The 18692-nt window shown below is 68.5% G+C and carries 15 protein-coding genes; 7 read left to right on the forward strand and 8 right to left on the reverse strand.

Annotated elements, in window-relative coordinates; all coding sequences use genetic code 11:
• Positions 1-20 precede the first annotated feature (20 nt).
• On the forward strand, positions 21-1484 hold the full coding sequence (locus ABZ434_RS10175; RefSeq protein WP_359133787.1) for an MFS transporter: 1464 nt from the start codon (positions 21-23) through the stop codon (positions 1482-1484).
• A 75-nt stretch (positions 1485-1559) separates the two neighbouring features.
• On the opposite strand, the gene ABZ434_RS10180 is transcribed toward ABZ434_RS10175, so the two are convergent.
• From ABZ434_RS10180 to ABZ434_RS10195, 4 genes are all read right to left on the reverse strand, one after another.
• Complete coding sequence (locus ABZ434_RS10180) at positions 1560-2354, reverse strand: SGNH/GDSL hydrolase family protein (RefSeq protein ID WP_359133789.1); 795 nt, start codon at positions 2352-2354, stop codon at positions 1560-1562.
• 563 nt (positions 2355-2917) lie between these two features.
• Entirely contained in the window at positions 2918-3781 is an 864-nt protein-coding gene (locus ABZ434_RS10185) for a carbohydrate ABC transporter permease (protein ID WP_359133791.1), read from the reverse strand.
• Positions 3778-4746: a sugar ABC transporter permease gene (locus ABZ434_RS10190; RefSeq protein WP_359133793.1), complete on the reverse strand. Its 969-nt coding sequence runs from the start codon at positions 4744-4746 to the stop codon at positions 3778-3780. Before ABZ434_RS10190 ends, ABZ434_RS10185 begins: the two co-directional genes overlap by 4 nt.
• 83 nt (positions 4747-4829) lie before the next feature.
• Positions 4830-6149: an ABC transporter substrate-binding protein gene (locus ABZ434_RS10195; protein ID WP_359133795.1), complete on the reverse strand. Its 1320-nt coding sequence runs from the start codon at positions 6147-6149 to the stop codon at positions 4830-4832.
• A 268-nt stretch (positions 6150-6417) separates the two neighbouring features.
• Between ABZ434_RS10195 and ABZ434_RS10200 the strand changes: the two genes are divergently transcribed.
• Complete coding sequence (locus ABZ434_RS10200; RefSeq protein WP_359133797.1) at positions 6418-8820, forward strand: glycoside hydrolase family 2 protein; 2403 nt, start codon at positions 6418-6420, stop codon at positions 8818-8820.
• Positions 8817-9848, forward strand: coding sequence for a LacI family DNA-binding transcriptional regulator (locus ABZ434_RS10205; protein WP_359133799.1), 1032 nt, complete (start codon positions 8817-8819; stop codon positions 9846-9848). Before ABZ434_RS10200 ends, ABZ434_RS10205 begins: the two co-directional genes overlap by 4 nt.
• Positions 9849-10092: 244 nt before the next feature.
• On the opposite strand, the gene ABZ434_RS10210 is transcribed toward ABZ434_RS10205, so the two are convergent.
• Positions 10093-11058: an ROK family protein gene (locus ABZ434_RS10210; RefSeq protein WP_359133801.1), complete on the reverse strand. Its 966-nt coding sequence runs from the start codon at positions 11056-11058 to the stop codon at positions 10093-10095.
• 142 nt (positions 11059-11200) lie between these two features.
• A complete protein-coding gene (locus ABZ434_RS10215) occupies positions 11201-11602 on the reverse strand; it encodes a VOC family protein (RefSeq protein ID WP_359133803.1) in 402 nt (133 codons plus the stop codon).
• A gap of 90 nt (positions 11603-11692) precedes the next feature.
• Between ABZ434_RS10215 and ABZ434_RS10220 the strand changes: the two genes are divergently transcribed.
• Positions 11693-12694, forward strand: coding sequence for a WYL domain-containing protein (locus ABZ434_RS10220; protein ID WP_359133805.1), 1002 nt, complete (start codon positions 11693-11695; stop codon positions 12692-12694).
• Positions 12695-12817: 123 nt separating this feature from the next.
• On the opposite strand, the gene ABZ434_RS10225 is transcribed toward ABZ434_RS10220, so the two are convergent.
• Together ABZ434_RS10225 and ABZ434_RS10230 are read right to left on the reverse strand one after the other, a co-directional pair.
• Positions 12818-13684, reverse strand: coding sequence for a hypothetical protein (locus ABZ434_RS10225; protein ID WP_359133808.1), 867 nt, complete (start codon positions 13682-13684; stop codon positions 12818-12820).
• Entirely contained in the window at positions 13681-15936 is a 2256-nt protein-coding gene (locus ABZ434_RS10230; RefSeq protein ID WP_359133810.1) for a PrsW family glutamic-type intramembrane protease, read from the reverse strand. Before ABZ434_RS10230 ends, ABZ434_RS10225 begins: the two co-directional genes overlap by 4 nt.
• A gap of 246 nt (positions 15937-16182) precedes the next feature.
• Between ABZ434_RS10230 and ABZ434_RS10235 the strand changes: the two genes are divergently transcribed.
• From ABZ434_RS10235 to ABZ434_RS10245, 3 genes are all read left to right on the forward strand, one after another.
• Positions 16183-16851, forward strand: coding sequence for a site-specific integrase (locus ABZ434_RS10235; protein WP_359134174.1), 669 nt, complete (start codon positions 16183-16185; stop codon positions 16849-16851).
• A gap of 500 nt (positions 16852-17351) precedes the next feature.
• Positions 17352-17747, forward strand: coding sequence for a hypothetical protein (locus tag ABZ434_RS10240; RefSeq protein WP_359133812.1), 396 nt, complete (start codon positions 17352-17354; stop codon positions 17745-17747).
• A gap of 203 nt (positions 17748-17950) precedes the next feature.
• Positions 17951-18682 carry a hypothetical protein gene (locus ABZ434_RS10245; protein WP_359133814.1) on the forward strand — a complete coding sequence of 244 codons (732 nt, stop codon included), beginning with the start codon at positions 17951-17953 and terminating at the stop codon, positions 18680-18682.
• Positions 18683-18692: the final 10 nt, after the last annotated feature.

Raw genomic sequence — 18692 nt, forward strand, 5'->3', positions numbered from 1 at the left:
ACTGGCGCTACCTTGCCGTCATGACAGTTGGGAAATCAAACTCACTCATCTCCGGAGGTCGGCAAGCGGCTGCGGACGCCGGAGGCCGGGACGCGGCTGCAGGTCCCGGCGCTCCCGCCTCCTCGCGCGCCACCGTGTGGATCGTCTCGGCCGGCGTCTTCGTCGTGAATCTCGACCTGTTCATCGTCAACGTGGCGGTACCCGCCCTCGGCGACGCCTACGACGGCAGTTCCCTGGCCTCGCTGTCCTGGGTCCTCAACGCGTACGCCATCGTCTTCGCGGCCCTGCTCGTCGTCGCGGGCCGGCTTGCCGACCGCTACGGACACCGGCGGGGCTTCCTGTTCGGCCTGGGGCTCTTCACGGTCGCCTCCGCACTCTGCGCACTCGCGCCCGGCGTCGGCTGGCTGGTCGCCGCGCGCGCTCTCCAGGCCGTCGGCGCCGCGGCGCTCATGCCGACCTCGCTCGCCCTGCTGCTCGTCAACACCGCGCCCGAGCGTCGCCCCCGGGCCATCCGTGGCTGGGCCGCGATCGGTGGCATAGCCGCAGGGCTCGGGCCCGTCATCGGCGGAGTGCTCGTGGAGGCGGACTGGCGTTGGGTGTTCCTCGTCAACGTTCCGGTCGGCGCGCTCGGACTGATCGCGGGCGTACGTCTGCTGCCGGACGCCCGCCCGCACCGCGAGGGCCCGTTCCCCGATCTGGCGGGGGCCGCCCTGCTCACCCTCGCCATCGGCGCCCTGGCGCTCGGCGTGGTCGAGGCCGACGCCTGGGGCTGGAGTTCGGCGGGCGTGGTGGGTTCGCTGGCGTCCGCCGTGCTGCTCACCGGGGCGTTCTGGTTCCGGTCCGCCCGGCACCCCGCCCCGGTCGTCGAACCGCTCCTGCTGCGTACGCCGTCCTACGTCGCCGCGACGCTTGCCGCCCTGCTCTTCACCGTGGCGTTCGCGGCGATGCTGCTGACCTCGGTGCTCTGGTGCCGGCAGGTGTGGGGATACACGGCGATCCGGACCGGACTGGCCATTGCCCCGGGGCCGTTGCTCGTCCCCTTGCTGGCGGTGTCCTGCGGCCCGGTGGTGCGGCGCCTCGGAGCGGGCGGCACCGCTGCTGTGGGCTGCCTGCTGTTCGGGGCGGGACTGGCCTGGTGGGCCGTCGCGCTCGACACGGCTCCGCACTACGCGGCGGGCTTCCTGCCAGGAATGATGATCACCGGCGTAGGCGTCGGCCTGGCGCTGCCCACGCTCGTCGGCGCGGCGTCGGCGGCCCTCCCGCCGACCCGGTTCGCCACCGGCTCGGCGGTGACCACGATGGCCCGCCAGACCGGCTCCGTCCTGGGCGTCGCCCTGATGATCACTCTGCTGGGTGCCCCGCGTACGCCGGAGCTCGCACTGGAGGCGTTCCGCCGCGGCTGGTGGGCGGCGGCTGTCACCGCCGTCCTGGCGGCGGTGACAGCCCTCGCGCTGCACCGCCGCGCAGCCGACGGCCGTACCTGAGTACGACACAGGCGCGGCACCGCTCCGGAGCCGGGAACTCCGAAGCGATGCCGCGCCTCCGTGACCGTTCGGGCGCTAGGCGACCGAACGGAAGGCGGGCAGATAGCCGCCCAACTGCCCCGAGTCCCTGGGGTGGTACGAGTTGTAGACCGGAATCGTGACGCTGTGGAGCCACGGGCTGCCGGAGCACAGCTCGTGCCCGGTGAACTCGTCGACGACGCTGGAGAAGGTGAATCCGGCGTTCGCCGCCTGCTTGGCGACGACGCCGTTCAGCACGTCGGACGCGTTGTTGATGGCGGTGCGCTCCTTCTCCGTGAGACCGGCGATGCAGTTGCCGCCGATCTTGTAGAAGCGCGGGTAACCCAGCACCACGACATGTGCCTGCGGGGCCTTGGAGTGGATCGCCGCGTAGAGCGAGCCCAGCCGTGACGGCAGAGTGTTGTTCATCTGGCCGACGGCTGTGCTGACACCGGCGAGACAGGCGGACTCGCCGGACAGCACGCAGTCCTGCATGACATCGGCGAAGCCGACGTCATTGCCGCCCGCGGTGACGCTGACCAGTGAGGTGGACGAGCTCAGCGAGCCGAGCTGGCCGCTTGCCACGGAGCTCGTGGTGGCGCCCGAACAGGCGACGAAGGCGAACGACGAGGGGGAGTTCGCCGCCGCCCACAGGTAGGGGTAGGACTTGGTGCTGCGACGGCAGTCACCGCTGTCGGACAGATAGCTCCCGGCGCCGACGCCGGACGAGTACGAGTCGCCCAGGGCGACGTACCCGCCGGCGGCGGCCGAGGCCGGCTGGGCCATGCCGAGGGCAGCTGCGGCGGCGAGGAGCAGCGTGGATGCGGACGCCCAGAATCTCCGTACTGACATAGCTGTCAGCCCTCCGAAGTGTGGGGGGTGGATGGGGGGTTGATGAAGCGTCACCTGTTGTAGCAGCTCCGGGTACCCACCGGTAATAGCTACGCGAGAACGTGCCGGATTTGCCCGAATGATCGTTCGGTAGTCGTAGCTCCGCGCGTAGATAAACCTTCAACTGGCCCTGAAACAAAGGTTTGAGGACCGTTTGCTCATCACTTCACAGGTAGCGGCGGACGGGCCCTGCGGGGAGAGCGACGGCAGGCGCCAGGGCATCGGGGAGGCGTTGCGGGCCGCCCGGCTCGCCGCCCGCCGGAACGCCTCGACCGTGCACTCGGCCTCGGCGCCGGACGCCCTCCTGCGCGGCCGGCGTGCGGCGGGCCCCATGGGCCGGGGTGTGGTGGGCGACCCGGCGGACCGCCGCCGGGTTCCTGCCGGCGGCTTCCGCGCTCTCGTCGTAGACCGGGCCGAACACCTCGCGACGGGGGGTTGTCCGCTTTCCCTGCTCAAAGGGGGCCGGGTGCCCGAACCGCAGGAGGTCGGGCGCCCGGGGCCCCGCTTCTTCGGTTGCGCCGGGGCTACTTGGTCGCGCCCTGCGCGAACCCGTTGTAGATGTAGCGCTGCAGGAACAGGAAGATGATCAAGGTGGGAAGGATGACGAGGATCGCTCCTGCGGAGATGTTCTCCCAGTGGGCGCCGAAGGGGCCCTTGAACCGGAAGAGGGCGGTGGAGACGGTCCCCAGGTCTTCCGAGGGCATGTAGAGGAAGGGGATGTAGAAGTCGTTGTAGACGGTGATCCCCTTGATGATGACCACCGTGGCGATGGCCGGCTTGAGCAGCGGGAAGATGACCTTCCGGTAGACGGTGAAGGAGTTGGCACCGTCCAGGCGGGCCGCTTCGTCCAGCGACACCGGGATGCCCCGGATGAACTGCAGGAAGATGTAGATGGAGACGATGTCGGTCCCCATGTACAGCAGGATCGGGGCCCACCGGGTGTCGAACAGCCCGAAGCTGTTGACGACCTGGAAGGTGGCCACCTGTGTGGTCACCGCCGGCACCAGGGTGGCGATCAGGAACAGCCCCATGACGAGCTTCCTGGCCGGGAAGTGGAAGCGGTCGATGGCGTACGCCGTCATGGAGCCGATGATCACCGTGCCGGTGATCGAGAACAGCAGGATGAACGCGGTGTTGCCGAAGGCGGTGACCATCTTGCCGTCGGTGAACGCGGTCGCGTAGTTGGCGAAGTTGAACCAGTTCGAGGGCAGGGACAGCGGTCCGCTGCCGGCCATCTCGTCCGAGGTCTTGAGCGACGTCAGGAAGACCACGGCCAGCGGAATGAGGATGACCAGGGAGGCGAGCACCAGACTCAGGTAGACGAGCGTCCGGCCGATGAGGCCGCGAGTCCGTGCGGCTGCCGCTGCGGTCTGTCGGGCCGTGGTCATACGAGATCCACCTTCTCATCGGGCACGAGCCGGCGCTGGATCCACGTGATCAGCAGAATGATCAGCAACAGCACCACCGCGGCGGCCGAGGCCAGCCCGGTCTTGTTGAACTGGAACGCGAGCTTGACGGTCTGGATGACGAACGTCGACGTACCGGTCGAGCCGCCGGTCATGATCCACGGGATCTCGAAGACCGAGAGCGACCCCGAGATCGCCAGGATGATGCTCAGGCTCAGCACCGGCCGGATGCTCGGGGCGATGATGTGCTGGAACTGCTGCCACCGCGTCGCGCCGTCGAGCTGGGCGGCCTCGTAGAGCTCGCCGGGGATGGACTGGATCGCGCCGAGGAAGAGGACGAAGTTCAGGCCCGTGTAGCGCCAGACCGAGACACCGGCCAGGGAGGTGTTCGCGGAGGCGGGGTCGCCGAGCCAGGCGTGGTCGGATCCCATGCCGACCCAGGACAGTACGGAGTCGAGGGTTCCGCCGTCCTTGAAGAAGTACAGGAAGATGAAGCCGATGGCCACGCCGTTGACCAGGTAGGGGAAGAAGAGGATCCCCTTGAACAGGTTGCGGAACCTGAGGTCGAAGCTGAGCACGGTCGCGAAGAAGAGCGCGATCGAGATCTGCACCGCGGACGCGGCGAGGTAGTAGAAGCTGACGAAGAACACCCGGAAGAGCTCGGGCCGGGTGAAGATCTGGACGTAGTTGTCCGTGCCCGTGAAATTGCGGTCCGGGCTGATGCCGTCCCAGTCGGTGAAGCTGTAGTAGAGCATGTTGCCCACCGGCACGTACGTGAACGTGATCAGCAGGACGAGCGGGACGACGAGGAACATCCACGGGGTCAGGCGGCGCAACAGCCGCCCGCGCGCCGCCCGCCGGGGCGGGCGTCGTCGGCTGCCCGGGGCGGGGCGTCGGGCCGTGGCCCGCGGCGGTTTCACCGGGGCCAGGTCGGCGGTTTCGGTCATGTCAGGGCCTTCTCTCTTCCGCTGGCGCGTCAGGTCGGCGGCCCCGGCCGCTGCCGCGCGGCCGGGGCCTGCCTCCGCCGTTGTCAGGAACCGGCGGTCTTCGCGGCCTCGTCCCACCGCTTGTCGAGGCCGGCGAAGAAGTCCTTGAGGTCGCCGTCCTCCGCGCCGCGGGCGATGTCGATCAACTTCTGGCGGTAGTCGGGGGTGTTGAGCCCGATCTCGGACGCCTTGTCGATGTCGTTGACCTTCGCGGTGTCCGATTCGGAGCGTTCCGTGAAGGTGACATCGTTGTCAACGAACGCCTTGAGGGTGACCGGCATGGCCTCGGACTTCACCGTGGGGACGGCTCCCTCCTTGGCGGAGTAGCCGGACTTCCCGGTGAACCAGTCGATCCACGCCCGCGCGGCGTCCTTGTGCTCGGAGTTGATGTTGACGGCCTGCTGGTAGTCGGAGACCAGCGTGGCGCAGAACCTGCCGTCCTTCTGGGCGGGGAAGGGCATGAAGCCGATGTCGTCCTTGCTGCCGCCCGCCGCCTCGGCGGCCTGCTGCATCTGCGTGATCGACCAGGAGCCGAGCATCATCGCGCCCACCTTGCCCTTGGCGACCAGAGTCTTGGACTCCTCCCAGTTGGTGGTGTTGGGGTCCTTCTCGGAGAGGCCGCCCTTGACGATGTCGTGGAGCAGGGTGTCGGTCACGTTGAGCTCGCTGCCGGCCTTCCAGGGCGAGACGGCCCCGGCGAGTTTGTTGCTGGCGTCCCTGTCGCAGGTGACCGAACCGACGTTGCTGGTCCACTGCACGAGCGGCCAGCCGTCGCCGAAGTTCGTGTAGTAGGGGACCGCGCCGGTCTTGTCCTTGATGGCGCCGAGTGCCGCGAGGAACTCCTGGGGCGTCTTCGGCCACTGGGTGACGCCGGCCTTCTTCCACACGGCCTTGTTGTAGACGAAGCCGTTGGCCGTGCCGAACTGCGCGACGCCGTAGACCTTGCCGCCGACCGCCGTCTTGTCGCTGAAGCGGTACTGCCTGCTCAGCTCCTCGGTGGTGCCCAGCGGAGCGAAGAACCGCGGGTAGTCGTTCTTCGCCACCGCTCCGGGGATCATGAGGACGTCGCCGTAGTGCTTGGTGTTCATACGGATCCGGGCCTCGCCCTCGTAGTCCGTGAGGCCCTCGAACTTCACCTTGACGCCGGGGTAGATCTTCCGGAACTGCTCCGCGTAGGCGTCCATCGCGCCGCTCTTGACGAGGTCGGTGCGCTGGGTGAGTACGGTGATGGTCCCGGACACCTCCTTCGCGTCCTTGGGCGCCGACGCGGTCTCCGTGGAGGCCGTTCCGCCGCCACTGCAGCCCGTCACGGTCAGCGTCGCAACGGCCAGCAACGCACCGGCGAGGGTCTTGGTCTTACCCATGTGCCCAACTCCTTCAAGATGGCGGCTCAAGGTCTGCGGTGGAATATCGGCACTATGACAGCCAGGTGGTGAACCGGTAAAGCAGCAGTTTCGATCGTGATGCTCAATCGTTACCACCGGGAAGATTTGCCCCGCTTTGGTGGGCACTTCGTGCGCATGGAGTTACGTAAACGGTACTAGACCGGTTTATGGACAGGCTGTGTTGAGCGGGTTAGGTTGTCGGCGTCGTACATCTACCGGCCTGAGTCAGGCGATTGGAGCCGCACCCATGAAGGACGTCACCCCGCTCACCGACGGCTGGACCCTGCGCCACGACGAGGCACCGCTCCCCGCTCAGGTCCCCGGCTGTGTGCACACCGATCTGTACGCGGCAGGGATCATCCCGGACCCCTGCATCGGCCTCAACGAGCCCGAGGTGGCCTGGGTGGGCAAGCGGTCCTGGACCTACGCCACGAGCGTGGGCCACGGCAGCGGTCACGAGCGCACGGACCTGGTCTTCGACGGCCTGGACACGGCCGCGACGATCACCCTGGACGGCCGGGAGCTGGGCAGCACCCGCAATATGCACCGCGGGTACCGGTTCGACGTCACCGGAGCGGCAGGCGTGCTGGAGGTCGATTTCGCCTCCGCCTACGACGAGGCCGAGGCGGTCCGGGCGCTGACGGGAAACCGGCCCAACGTCTATCCGGAACCCTCCCAGTACATCCGCAAGATGGCGTGCAACTTCGGGTGGGACTGGGGGCCGACGCTGGTGACCGCCGGTATCTGGCGGCCGGTCCGGCTGGAGCACTGGTCCACCGCACGCATCGCCTCGGTGCGGCCTGTCGTGACCGTCGAGGAAGGTGCCGGCCGGGTCGAGGTGCGGCTCCTGGTGGAGCGCACCGCAGGTGGCCGGGGGCGTGGTCTGGTGGCTGCCGCGACGGTGGCGGGCGTGCACGCCGAAGTGGCCCTCGAGGGTGACGAGGCCGTCCTGCGGCTGGACGTCGAGGACGCCCGGCTGTGGTGGCCCCGTGGTTACGGTGAGCAGCCCCTGTACCGACTGGACGTGGAGCTCCGTGACGCGGGCGGGGTACTCGACACCTGGGAGCGCCGGGTCGGCTTCCGCACCGTGGAGCTCGACCGCTCGTCCGACGAGCACGGCTCCGGCTTCACGATCGTGGTGAACGGGGTGCGGATCTTCGCCCGGGGCGTCAACTGGATCCCCGACGACGTCTTCCCCTCGCGGATCACGCCCGAGCGCTACCGCGCCCGGCTCCGGCAGGCCGCCGAAGCGAACGTCGACCTCGTCAGGGTCTGGGGCGGCGGCATCTACGAGGACAACGCCTTCTACGACGCCTGCGACGAGCTCGGACTGATGGTCTGGCAGGACTTCCTCTTCGCCTGCTCGGCCTACCCCGAGGAGCAGCCGCTGCGCGGTGAGGTGGAGGCCGAAGCGCGTGACAACGTTGTCCGGCTGATGCCGCACCCCAGTCTGGTGCTGTGGAACGGCAACAACGAGAACCTGTGGGGCTTTCGCGACTGGGGGTGGGAGCCCGAGCTGGCCGGCGACTCCTGGGGTGAGGGCTACTACCTCGGGCTGCTGCCCAGGCTGGTCGCCGAACTCGACCCCACCCGCCCCTACGCCGCGGGCAGCCCGTGGTCCGGTTCCTGGGAGCACCACCCCAACGACCCCGCACACGGCACCTATCACTCCTGGGAGGTATGGAACCGTCAGGACTACGCGGAGTACCGGGCCGACGTGCCGCGTTTCGTCGCGGAGTTCGGATGGCAGGCACCCCCGGCCATGGCAACACTGCGACGCGCCCTGCCCGGCGAGGAACTGGCTCCCGACTCCCCGGGCATGCTGCACCACCAGAAGGCGGAGGACGGCAACGGCAAGCTCGACAGAGGCGTCGCGCGGCACTTCGAGCTTCCCGAGAACGACTTCGACCGCTGGCACTACCTCACCCAGGTCGTCCAGGCACGCGCCGTAGCCGCGGGAATCGAGCACTGGCGCTCCCACTGGCCCGTCTGCGCCGGTACGGTCGTATGGCAGCTGAACGACTGCTGGCCGGTGAGTTCCTGGTCGGCCATCGACGGTGACGGCCGGCTCAAGCCGCTCTATCACGAGCTGCGCCGGGTCTACGCGGACAGGCTGCTGACCCTGCAGCCGGACGACGGCGGAAGCCCGGTCCTGGCGGTGATCAACCAGTCCGGCGCCGAGTGGCGTACCTCGGTGACCCTGCGCCGCCTGGAGGCGGACGGCACCACCGTTCACCGCGGCGTCCACGAGGTGACGGTCGGCCCCCGCTCGGTCCTCCGCCTCCCCGTACCCGTGGAACTGGTCCCCGCCGAGCAGTCGGCCAAGGAGTTCCTCGTCGCCGATGCCGACGGCCTGCGAGCGCTGCACTTCCCCGTCGCGGACAAGGACTTCGCCTACCCGCGGCCGGAGTACGACGTCACCGTGGAGGCAGTGGCGGGCAAGGGCGATACAGTCGACGTCGTGGTAAGTGCGCACACTCTGCTGAGAGATCTCCTCCTCCAGGCCGACCGCCTGGACCCGCACGCCGCGGCCGATCAGGGCCTGCGGACGCTGCTGCCCGGCGAGCAGGCCCGGTTCCGTGTGACCGGCTGCGGTCCCGTGGACGCGAAGAGGGCGCGGGCGGCCCTCTTCTGCGCGGACGCGAGGTGAACAGTCCCGCACGTGTGACGATCAAGGACGTGGCCGCTCGTGCCGGCGTGTCCAAAGGGGCCGTCTCGCTGGCGTTCAACCAGAAGCCGGGTGTCTCCGACGCCACCCGGCAGAGGATCTTCGAGGCCGCGAAGGAGCTGGGCTGGGCGCCGAACCTCACCGCGCGCAGCCTCTCCAGCCAGAAGGTCGACATCATCGGCCTGGCCCTGTGCCGTCCGGCCCGGCTGCTCGGGCTCGAGCCGTTCTACATGGACTTCATCTCCGGCATCGAGAGCGTGCTGGCCGACCGGTCGCACTCGCTGCTCCTGAGGCTCGTGCGGGACCTCGACGAGGAGACCGAGCAGTACAAGGCCTGGTGGCGCAGCCAGACGATCGCCGGCGCCATCCTGGTCGACTTCCACGAGAACGACCCGAGGGTCCCGGCGCTGCAGTCCATCGGGCTGCCGGCCGTGGCCGTAGGGCACCCGTCCCTCACCGGTTCGTTCCCCGCGGTGTGGACGGACGACGCCACCGCGGCGGCCGAGGCCGTCCGCTATCTGGCGGCGCTCGGCCACCGGCGCATCGCCCGCGTCGGCGGTCCGGTCGGGCTCGGGCACAGCGCCATCCGAGCCACTGCGTTCGCGCTCACGATGCGCGAGCTGGGGCTGGAGGAGGGCCGCCAGATAGCGACCGGATTCGACGGGAGCGAAGGGGCCAGGGCCACCCGCTCCCTCCTGATGTCGGCCGACCGTCCGACGGCCATCGTCTACGACAACGACATCATGGCCGTGGCAGGAGCGGGGGTGGCCGCCGAGATGGGCTTCGTGGTCCCTGACGACGTGTCGCTGCTCGCCTGGGACGACTCGCAGCTGTGCCGGATCACGCATCCCACGCTCTCGGCGATGAGCCACGACGTGCACAGCTTCGGGGCGCAGGTGGCCCGCACCCTGTTCGCGGTCATCGAGGGTGAGCACACCGGTTCCGTACAGGTGCCGACCCCGTCCCTGACTCCTCGCGGTTCCACCGCGCAGGCGCCTGCGCGGAACTGAGCGCGGAACTCGGCACAGAGCTGTGGCCTCCCCACCCGTCCGGGTGGGGAGGCCACAGCGCTGTGTGGTGCAGGGGTGCTGCGGTTCCCGGTGAGGCGGACCGACGTATCGCACAACGCTCTTGACGGCGTGTCATGGGGCGTGTGCGTCCGGAGGGAAGGGGTATGCCACGGGCGGCCCCGTGATCGTGGCGGGGCCCTCGGCCTTGCTCGGTGACCCAAGGATCACGGACTGCGGAGACGGGTTACGGGTGGGCCCCCGCAGCCAGTGCGGGGGCGCCGAGCTGCGAAGAGGCGACGGCGGCTGCCCCGATGAGGCCGGCGTCCAGGGCGAGGAGAGCCGGCACGACGGGCAGCCCACGGGTGAAGTCGAGCACGGCGTAGTCGGCCATGCGCCGTCGCAGGGGAACGAAGAGCGTGTCACCGGCCTGCGCCACGCCGCCGCCGATGACCACGAGGTCGAGCTCGACGAGAGCCGCTGTCGCGGAGATGGCTGCCGCGAGGGCCTGGGCGGCCCGCTCGTACGCTCCCAGCGCCCTCGGATCCCCCGCCCGCGCCGCTTCCGCGACCGCCGCCGCCGTCGGCGCGACCCCGGCCGGCGCGGCCCACCCGGCCGCCTGCGCCTGCGCGGCGATGGCGGTCCCGCTGGCGAACCCCTCGACGCAGCCCGGAGCCCCGCACGGGCACACCGAACCGTCCAGATCGACGGTGATGTGCCCGATGTGACCGGCGTTCCCCGTCCTGCCGGTGTGCAGCCGGCCGTCGAGGACCAGGCCGCCCCCCACCCCGGTGGACACCACCATGCACAGCGCGTTCCCGAACCCCCGCGCCGCCCCCAGCCAGTGCTCCGCGGCTGTCATGGCCACCGCGTCCCCGACCAGTACGGGCCGCAGGCCTGCGGGCAGCCGCGGGTGCGCCGCCACCTGTTCGGTCAGCGGATAGCGCCGCCAAGCGGGAATGTTGACGGGACTGACCGTGCCCGCGGCGGTGTCGACCGGGCCCGCGCTGGCGATACCGAGGCAGGCCACCTCGTCCCACAGCGGGTGTACGGCCAGTTCGTCGAGTACCGACGTGACCGCCGCCATGAGCTCGGCAGCGGACTTCTGTGCGGGGGTAGGCCTCTGTGCGCGTACGAGCAGAGTGCCCGCGTCGTCCACGAGCGCTCCGGCGATCTTCGTGCCGCCGATGTCCAGTGCTCCGTACACCGTCACGTCACCACTCCTTTCGGGAAGGAAGCGGGTTCCCTTCGCTCCGGAGCACACTTTGACGGGTGGTGACAACGTTGTCTAGTAAACGGTTTAGTTTAGGTCAACGTTTAGTAATAATCCTGTGTCGTCGGCGTCCGGCAGATGCTCATCGGCGGGCGAACTTCTCGATGGCGGACGGCGTGACGGGAGTGAAGAAGTTGACGAGATTGCCGTCGGGGTCGCGGAACAGGAGCGCGCGGTTCCCCCAGGGCATCGTGGTGGGCTCGTTGACGAAGTCCTCCACGAAGCCGGTCAGGTTCTCGTACACGCTGTCCACGTCATCGACGAGGAACTCGAGGATGACGCTGTGGTTCTCGGCCGGCCTCGCGGAGCCGGGCGCGAAGAGCGGAACGGTGCGGGTGCTGCCGATCGCGAGGGTGGCCGAGGCGGTCCTGAGCTCGGCGAAGTCCTCGGTGGCCCAGTGGGCCGGGGTGCCCGTGGCGCGCTCGTAGAAGGCGACGAGGCGGGCGACGTCGCCCGTGATGATGCGGACAGAGACGAAATCCATGGTCTTCTCCTGGTCGGACGGTGCTTCCGAACGCACGCTACGGCGCATACCGGGCAGGATCCGCCCGGTATGCGCGAGAGACTTTGGTGCATGACCCGCCCCATTGCCCGCGTCCTCACCCTGCTGGAGCTTCTGCAGTCGGGTGGCATCCGTACGGTGACCGAGCTGGCCGACCGGCTCGGCGTCGACGAACGCACCGTGCGGCGCTACGCCGGCCACCTCATCGACCTCGACGTGCCCGTCGAATCGGTGCGGGGCCGCTACGGCGGCTACCGGCTCGCCCCCGGCTACCGGATGCCTCCGCTGATGCTGACCGACGACGAAGCGCTCGCCGTCCTGCTCGGCCTGGCCGCTGGCCGGCGGTCCGGCTCGACGACGGCCGTGGGCACGGCGGGTGAGACGGCGGCGGCCAAGATCCGGCGCGTGCTGCCCGACCGCCTGCGGGCTCGACTCGACGCCGTGCTCGCGACCCTCGCCTTCACGGCTCCGCCCCGCGAGGCGGCACCGCCGGACTCCGCGGTGCTGCTCCCGATCGCCGACGCGGTGGCCCGCCACCGGCCGATCTCGATGCGGTACACCGCAGCCGACGGCCGATCCGGCGAACGCACCGTGCACCCGCACGGGATCGTCGCCCACTCGGGGAGGTGGTACCTCACGGCCTCGGACCCAGCGATCGGCGAGGACCGGACGTTCCGGCTGGACCGCATCAGCGGCGTGCGGGCCCTGCCCGGCTCGTTCGAGCCACCCGCGGGAGCAGACCCGGCGCAGCGCGTGCTGACCGGGCTCGCCACGGCTCCGTACCGGCACGAGGTGAGCCTGCGGGTACAGGGCACGGCCGAGCAGATCCACGCCCGGCTCCCCGCAGGCATCGCGATCGTGCAAGAACTGCCGCCCCCGGACGACGCCGCCCCGGAATCCGGACGCTGGGCCCGTGTCGACCTGCGCGTGGAGCGGCTCGACTGGCTGCCCGCCGTACTCGCTTCGCTGGACCGGCCCTTCGTCATCGAACGCCCGGACGAACTCCGCGGCCTCGTCGAGGCCCTCGCCGCACGGCTCGCGCACTCCGCCCGGCGGGGCGCACCTCATGCGTGAGTGCGCCGCCATGGCGCGGTGCGGGCGCGGAACAGCCCGTCTGCACCTCCAACCGGCGCTACGGTGCAGCGAGTTCGCAAGCCACGGGGTTCGTCTCAACGCGGGCAGCCGTACGGTGGCCGATTACCAGGGCAGTGGTTCGGGCCGCCGGTGCCACCACCAGCCCAGTTTCCTGCCACGCGCCTCCGCGCCCAGGAGTATTCCGATCAGTGAGCCCTGTGGGTCCTCCGTCGTGAGGTGGGTGTAGGTGCTGTCCAGGCGCTGAAGCCCCTGTTGGAGTACGGCCGCAGCGGGAGGGGGAAGGGTGTGAGGGACGGTAGTCAGCCCGTCTCGCGCGGCCAGCCGCTCCCGGTAGATGTCCGGGGGGCACCAGCCCGAACCGGCCCACCCCGATGCCATGTGGGCGACGAGCATTTCCCACGCTGCCAGACCGTCCGAGAACTTCCATTCAGGGCCTCGCTGGGCCAGGAAATGTGCGGGCATTTGCTCGCGGAAGCTGTCCGTGATGGGAGTGGGAATCCTCAACTCCCGCACAACCTCCGGGATCCTCGTCACCTTTGCGTTCGGCAGCTGCCGGACCGGGATTTCCACGGCATCAACCACATAGACGGGGGCTTCTTCGTCGGATTCGTAGAGGCGTACCCGCGTGACGTCTCCTGCGGGGGTGGCTGCCCAGTAGGCGCTTGGCGGCATCGACTCGGCAGGGAAAAGGACCACCAGTTCGGTTGCTGTGGCTACATGCTGAGCCAACACCGATTCCGAGGGAGGGTCGGCAATAAACTCCTGCGCATAGATGTCCAACCCCCAAGAGAGGTCCCCGCGAAGGGGGCTGTACTGGCATGAGACGGCGGCTTCCCAGTTCCTCAGGTCGGGATCACCGAAGGAGTCGGATACATCCACATCCGCGACACTCACGCCAAAGGACGATGCCAGAACGGATACCAGTATGCGTGATTCAATCGCGCCGACGACCAGCAGGTTATACATCATGGAATGATCCCGTTGTAGATCTTCAAAGCCTTTTCTATGGCTTCCGGGTTTCGCACAAAATTTGGATCTCTTGCGAGCTGTGGGGCTGCTGAAATGTCGCCGCGAGCCCGGACAATCTGCTTCAAGGCTCCGTACTCAACTCGGTTCAGATTGACTATGTTTGGTCCACCTGCAGGAAATATCGTGCCGTTCCCTTCTATCCCATACGTACGGCCATTTATCTCGTAGCGCGACAGGATCTTGTTCCACGCTGCTCGCCCGGTAGCGATCCCCTCGATGTCCTGTGCGACCTCTCCTTCATGGCCGCGCATGATGACGCTGTTCTTGGCTTTGGGTGTGCCGGTGCCTGAACCCGAGACGGTATGCCGAGAATGCGGAAAGCGTAGCTCTTTCCCCGCAGCAGGGCCTTCGATATCTTCTCGCGCCCGCCACTTCCCCCTTCTTCCAGTTGACCCAGAACCCTTTCCGCTGGATCCAGATGAGGTGGTCTCGCCCCAGCCGCTTCCCTGACTCCCCGCTGCCATGAGGACGATCCCGGCACTGCCCAGAAGGGCGGCGTTCATGGCGGCTTCGGCGGTGATCCCGGCCGTGGCAATGCCTCCGGCCATGGCGCCGCCTCCCGCCATGGCCAGGCCGGCGCCTGGCGGGAAGAGGGCGGCAAGGGATATGAGGAGTAGCAGGAGGCCAATCCAGAATGCTGCTTGGTTGAGGGCTTCCAGGAGGTGTGCGGTAGAGGTCAGAGTGCCGGTGGGGTCGGCGTTGTCGAAGCCGCGGCGGAGGAGGTACGTGCCGGTGGTGGCGGAGCCGAGGGCGGTGGTGATGCGGAAGCGGTGGAGGGCCAGGTGCTCACCGGTGGGCTGGGCGGCCGTAGCTCGCCAGGTGCGTAGCAGGGCGGCGAGTAGGCAGGCGCTCCAGGCCAGGGCCGCCATCGCGCAGTAGAGCAGGATGCGCGGGCGCGGACCGGTGGAGATGTAGTGCTGGAGGTCGGCTTGGGAGTGGAAGGAGCCAATGCCGAGGAAGACCAGGGAGGGGAGGGCGAGCAGGCACGGGATGAGGAGCAGCCATCTGCGGCGCCCAGCGCGCGCCCGAGCTTGGCGCAGCAAGCCGCGTATATCGAGGTCCTTCCAGGCATCCGCATGGTCGGAGGCGTCGATGCGAGCTGCGATTCGCGCTGTGAGACGGCCCAGGTCTTCGGTGGCTCCGCTTGGGGGGTGGGCGGTCGGGTGTCGCAGGGGCGCTGCGGGCGGCACCTGGCGAGAGGCGGGGTGCGGATCTTCTGCGGGTGGGGGCAGAGTTGAGGCGTAGCAGAGGGCGCGGCGTAAGCGGATGAAGCGGAGCGCGATCAGCAGGGTCCAGGGCGGTCGCCAGGCGGCGTAACGGACCAGCGCGGCGGCGCTGTCGCCATCGCGGCGTTCAGTGGCCAGCAATATGCCGGGTATGAGGCGTTTACCGCGGTGAAGCCGGCGCAGGTCCACGAGCATCGCTGCGGCCAGACAGAGCAGCGGCATCATCCACGCCTTGGCATCCAGCGTCTCCAGCCAGCGCAGCGCGTCGGTGGATTCACTGTGCTGGGCTGCGTAGTTGTTGAGCGTGTGATAGGCGACAGCGCCCCCGATCGGCACGGCTGATAGCAGGCGCTGCCAGCCGCGGCCGCGCAGCAGCACGCCAACGCCCAGGGCGGCCATGGCCGTCCACACCAGGTGCGAGAACGTCGCCGAAGCCGATGCCTGTCCCATCTCGACGGTGGCAAACGGGGCCGGTAGCCAACTGGTCAACACCTGGCTCAGGCCCGGCACATAGGGCGGGGAGAAGCCGTCAGGAATCACCCATCCACCGCCCGGGCGCGGGATCGCACGCTTGGCCTCGCCGCCGAACCGCAGCAACGCCTCCAGCAGTCCGAACCCGGCACCCACCGCGGATCCGAGCACCACGAAGTCGGTCAGCCCCCACTGGCGGCGCACCTTGGCATACAGGCCGGCCAGCAACAGCGGGCTCAGCTTGAGGAGTTCCTCCACCCACGGTGCCACGGTATAGCTGGTGGTGTTCACGATCTCGGTCAGCGGGTGGCCGGACTGATCCGCGTACAGGCGCGTGTAGGCCACCTCGATCAGCGCCGTTGCGGTGCCGCATCCGTAGATTCCGACCATCAGGGCGAGCAGCAGTGTCGACAGCCGCACCGAACGTGTCGGCCACGCAAGAGTGAACAGTTGCAGTGCGCCCCACAGTGCCGCTGCGGCCATTAATACGGCCACGGGCCCTCCCCGTTCGTCAATTCTCGAACCCAGCGTGCCTTCTGTTCGCAATCGCGAATGGAATGATATGGCTTAGGTTCTTTGGTGGCAACGGGGCAACTGGTGCTGTCGAGGGCCCTGAAGAGGCCGATCAGCCAGTGCAGTTCGGCGTCGAGCCTCGGATCCGCTGCCCTGTGGAGGACTTGGGTCTGGCGTTCTGAGGAGGCATCTTCGAAGGCCGTGCGCAACGTGGCCGCCCTGGTCACCGTGCCGGAAGGCCGGACGGGGCGACCGAGTAAGGCTCTGAACCTTGAGCAGGCTAAGGCGGTTCTGGTAGCCGCCCGGGGCTCGCGGCTGTACGCGTACCTTGTGCTGTCCCTTCTGAGCGGGGTATGGACGGAGGAAGCGCGTCCTCTCACCTGGGATCACGTGTACCTCGCGCCCGAGAACGATATTCCGCCCCACGCTGCCGTATGGCGATCTGTGCGTCGCCACGGGGAGACGAAGACTCGGAAGAGCCGACGGGCGATCGCTCTGCCTATGCAGGGGGTGGAGGTCCTTGAGGAGCACCTACGCTGCCAGAAGCAGGAGCGGGCGTCACGCGGAGTCCAGTGGAATCCGGCGGGCCGTGTCTTCGCAACCAGGAGTGGCGAGCCCGTGGACGCTGCCAACGTGCGTCGCGACTTCCGGGCCATCGTGAAGAAGGCCGGACTGGCGCCGGAGTGGACGCCGCGGGAGCTCCGGCACAGCTTCGTGTCACTGCTCTCGGACCACGGCATCCCGCTGGAACGGATCGCCATGCTGGTGGGCCACAGCAGCCAGGCGACGACGGAGGCGGTCTACCGCAAGCAGCTTCGTCCTGTGATCACGCAGGGAGCGGAGGCGATGGACGAGATCTTCCAGTTCGAGGCCAGGCGCAGCGACAGCGAGGCTTGATCGAAAGCCGTTGGCCCCCTGTTTGGCCCCCAAGCACGACAGAGGGCACTTACGAAAATTCGTAAGTGCCCTCTGACCTGCTATTACGGCTGTCGGGGTGGCGGGATTTGAACCCACGACCTCTTCGTCCCGAATGAGGGTCGGTTACCGATCTTGCCAGGGGCGATGGTGTTTTCCCTGGTCAGAGGGTCGGTCTGTCGTGGTCTCGGGTGGTCTCAAGGGGGGTGGGGGAGCGGGTTGGCTCCCAGATGGCTCCCAGCGGGACCTCAGTCAGAGTCGCTGCTCGGACAGGTGGCGTGGTGTAACCGCTGCGTGTCAGTTGGTGCGCCGTCCGCCCGCAGACCGATCGGGCAGAACAGATCGGCTGAACCGCCCTTTCAGGGACCTCGACGACTTCGTAGCTCTGCCTGAGGAAGTTTGGCGAACCCGGGCGTGCACCTTCACATCTGGAGCAAGAATGGCTGCCTGGTGGATCAACAAGGGCAGGGGCGGAGTTCTGCATGACGAGCCAGGCGGAAGTAGGCGGCCTGAGGATCGCCAAGGCACTGTCGTACGTGTGCGCACATCGTGACGAACTTGCTGCGCTGCTCGATGAGGACGACGCCGCCTTGCGCGCTGTCGGAGCCGTAGTCGGTGGTCCCGCCGCGGACACCGTCTCGCTCACCGCCCTTCTGGACGCTCTGCACGCAGCGGTTCGACGCGCAGGCGACCCGTCGGGGGTCTACGGCGGATCGGGACGCAGCGTGATGCCAGCCGGTGTCGCAGATGTGGACGTCGTGTACCGGTGCCCCTTGCAGATGTGCATCGGTCGATCCACTCATGAGGTGTATGACGACTTGCCGCGCTGCCAGTTTGCCTCCGCCGAGACGGCGCTGATCCGGGAGAGGCTTCCGTAGTGGGAGGGCTTCTCAGCGAACTCAGCAAGAAGCTAGCCGAGCGGTGGCTGACCCTTCTCGTACTGCCAGGCGCGCTCTACTTGGCGATCGCCGCAGCTGGACACACTCTTGGGCAGAGCGCTGCGCTGGACGTGGGGCGGCTTACTCACGCGATCTCGGACGCGGCCCGGGCTCCCCAAGCAACCACGATAGGAGGCCAGGTCGTGCTGCTCGCTGCCATCCTGGCCGGTGCGGCCGCCACCGGTGTGGCCGCCCAGTCCTTCGGCTCCGTTGTCGAGCGTGCCGCCCTGGCCGCCGGCTGGGAAGCGTGGCCGTGGCCGTTCGTTGAGTTGGCCGAGCGTCACGTGGCACGCCGGCAGCGCCGATGGGATGTGGCACGGGCGGAGTACGAAGCCCTACAGCTTCTGGAACGTGCTCCGCGTCCGGCCGACCGCCCACGGCCCCGGGAGCGTCACCGCGCGGCCCACAGGTGCGTACGGATTGCAGTGGAACGGCCTGAACGGCCGACCTGGAGCGGTGATCGAATCCACGCTGCCGCGGTCAGGCTGGACCGAGACGTACATGCCAATCTACTCATCCTCTGGCCGCACCTCTGGCTCGTGCTGCCGGAGGAGATACGTGGTGAGATCGGCAGGGCCCGCGCCGCGTTGACGCGAGCAGCCGTTCTCGGTGGATGGGCCCTGCTCTATCTGGCCCTGGCCTGGTGGTGGTGGCCCGCGATGCCGCTCGCCGCCACGCTGGTGGTCATTTCGGCACGTCGTCTCCATGCTGCGTCGGACACCTACGCCACGCTGTTGGAGGCATCCGTGCGCCTTCACCTGACGGACCTGGCCGACAAGCTGCGGATCGACGAGCAGCCGATGGGGCCTCCGCTCGGTGGCGCGGTCATGCGACGGCTTAGCAGCCCAGTGCCTGCGACGGAACCGGCTTTGTGAGCTCAGTCAA

The organism is Streptomyces sp. NPDC005761 (assembly GCF_040630635.1).
GTDB lineage: Bacteria > Actinomycetota > Actinomycetes > Streptomycetales > Streptomycetaceae > Streptomyces.

Excerpts from the sequence above, each read along its gene's own strand:
- ABZ434_RS10200 (WP_359133797.1), top strand. The coding sequence starts at position 6,418 with ATGAAGGACGTCACCCCGCTCACCGACGGCTGGACCCTGCGCCACGAC.
- ABZ434_RS10175 (WP_359133787.1), top strand. The coding sequence starts at position 21 with ATGACAGTTGGGAAATCAAACTCACTCATCTCCGGAGGTCGGCAAGCG.
- ABZ434_RS10240 (WP_359133812.1), top strand. The coding sequence starts at position 17,352 with ATGACGAGCCAGGCGGAAGTAGGCGGCCTGAGGATCGCCAAGGCACTG.
- ABZ434_RS10180 (WP_359133789.1), bottom strand. The coding sequence starts at position 2,354 with ATGTCAGTACGGAGATTCTGGGCGTCCGCATCCACGCTGCTCCTCGCC.
- ABZ434_RS10190 (WP_359133793.1), bottom strand. The coding sequence starts at position 4,746 with ATGACCGAAACCGCCGACCTGGCCCCGGTGAAACCGCCGCGGGCCACG.
- ABZ434_RS10220 (WP_359133805.1), top strand. The coding sequence starts at position 11,693 with ATGACCCGCCCCATTGCCCGCGTCCTCACCCTGCTGGAGCTTCTGCAG.
- ABZ434_RS10225 (WP_359133808.1), bottom strand. The coding sequence starts at position 13,684 with ATGATGTATAACCTGCTGGTCGTCGGCGCGATTGAATCACGCATACTG.
- ABZ434_RS10215 (WP_359133803.1), bottom strand. The coding sequence starts at position 11,602 with ATGGATTTCGTCTCTGTCCGCATCATCACGGGCGACGTCGCCCGCCTC.
- ABZ434_RS10195 (WP_359133795.1), bottom strand. The coding sequence starts at position 6,149 with ATGGGTAAGACCAAGACCCTCGCCGGTGCGTTGCTGGCCGTTGCGACG.
- ABZ434_RS10185 (WP_359133791.1), bottom strand. The coding sequence starts at position 3,781 with ATGACCACGGCCCGACAGACCGCAGCGGCAGCCGCACGGACTCGCGGC.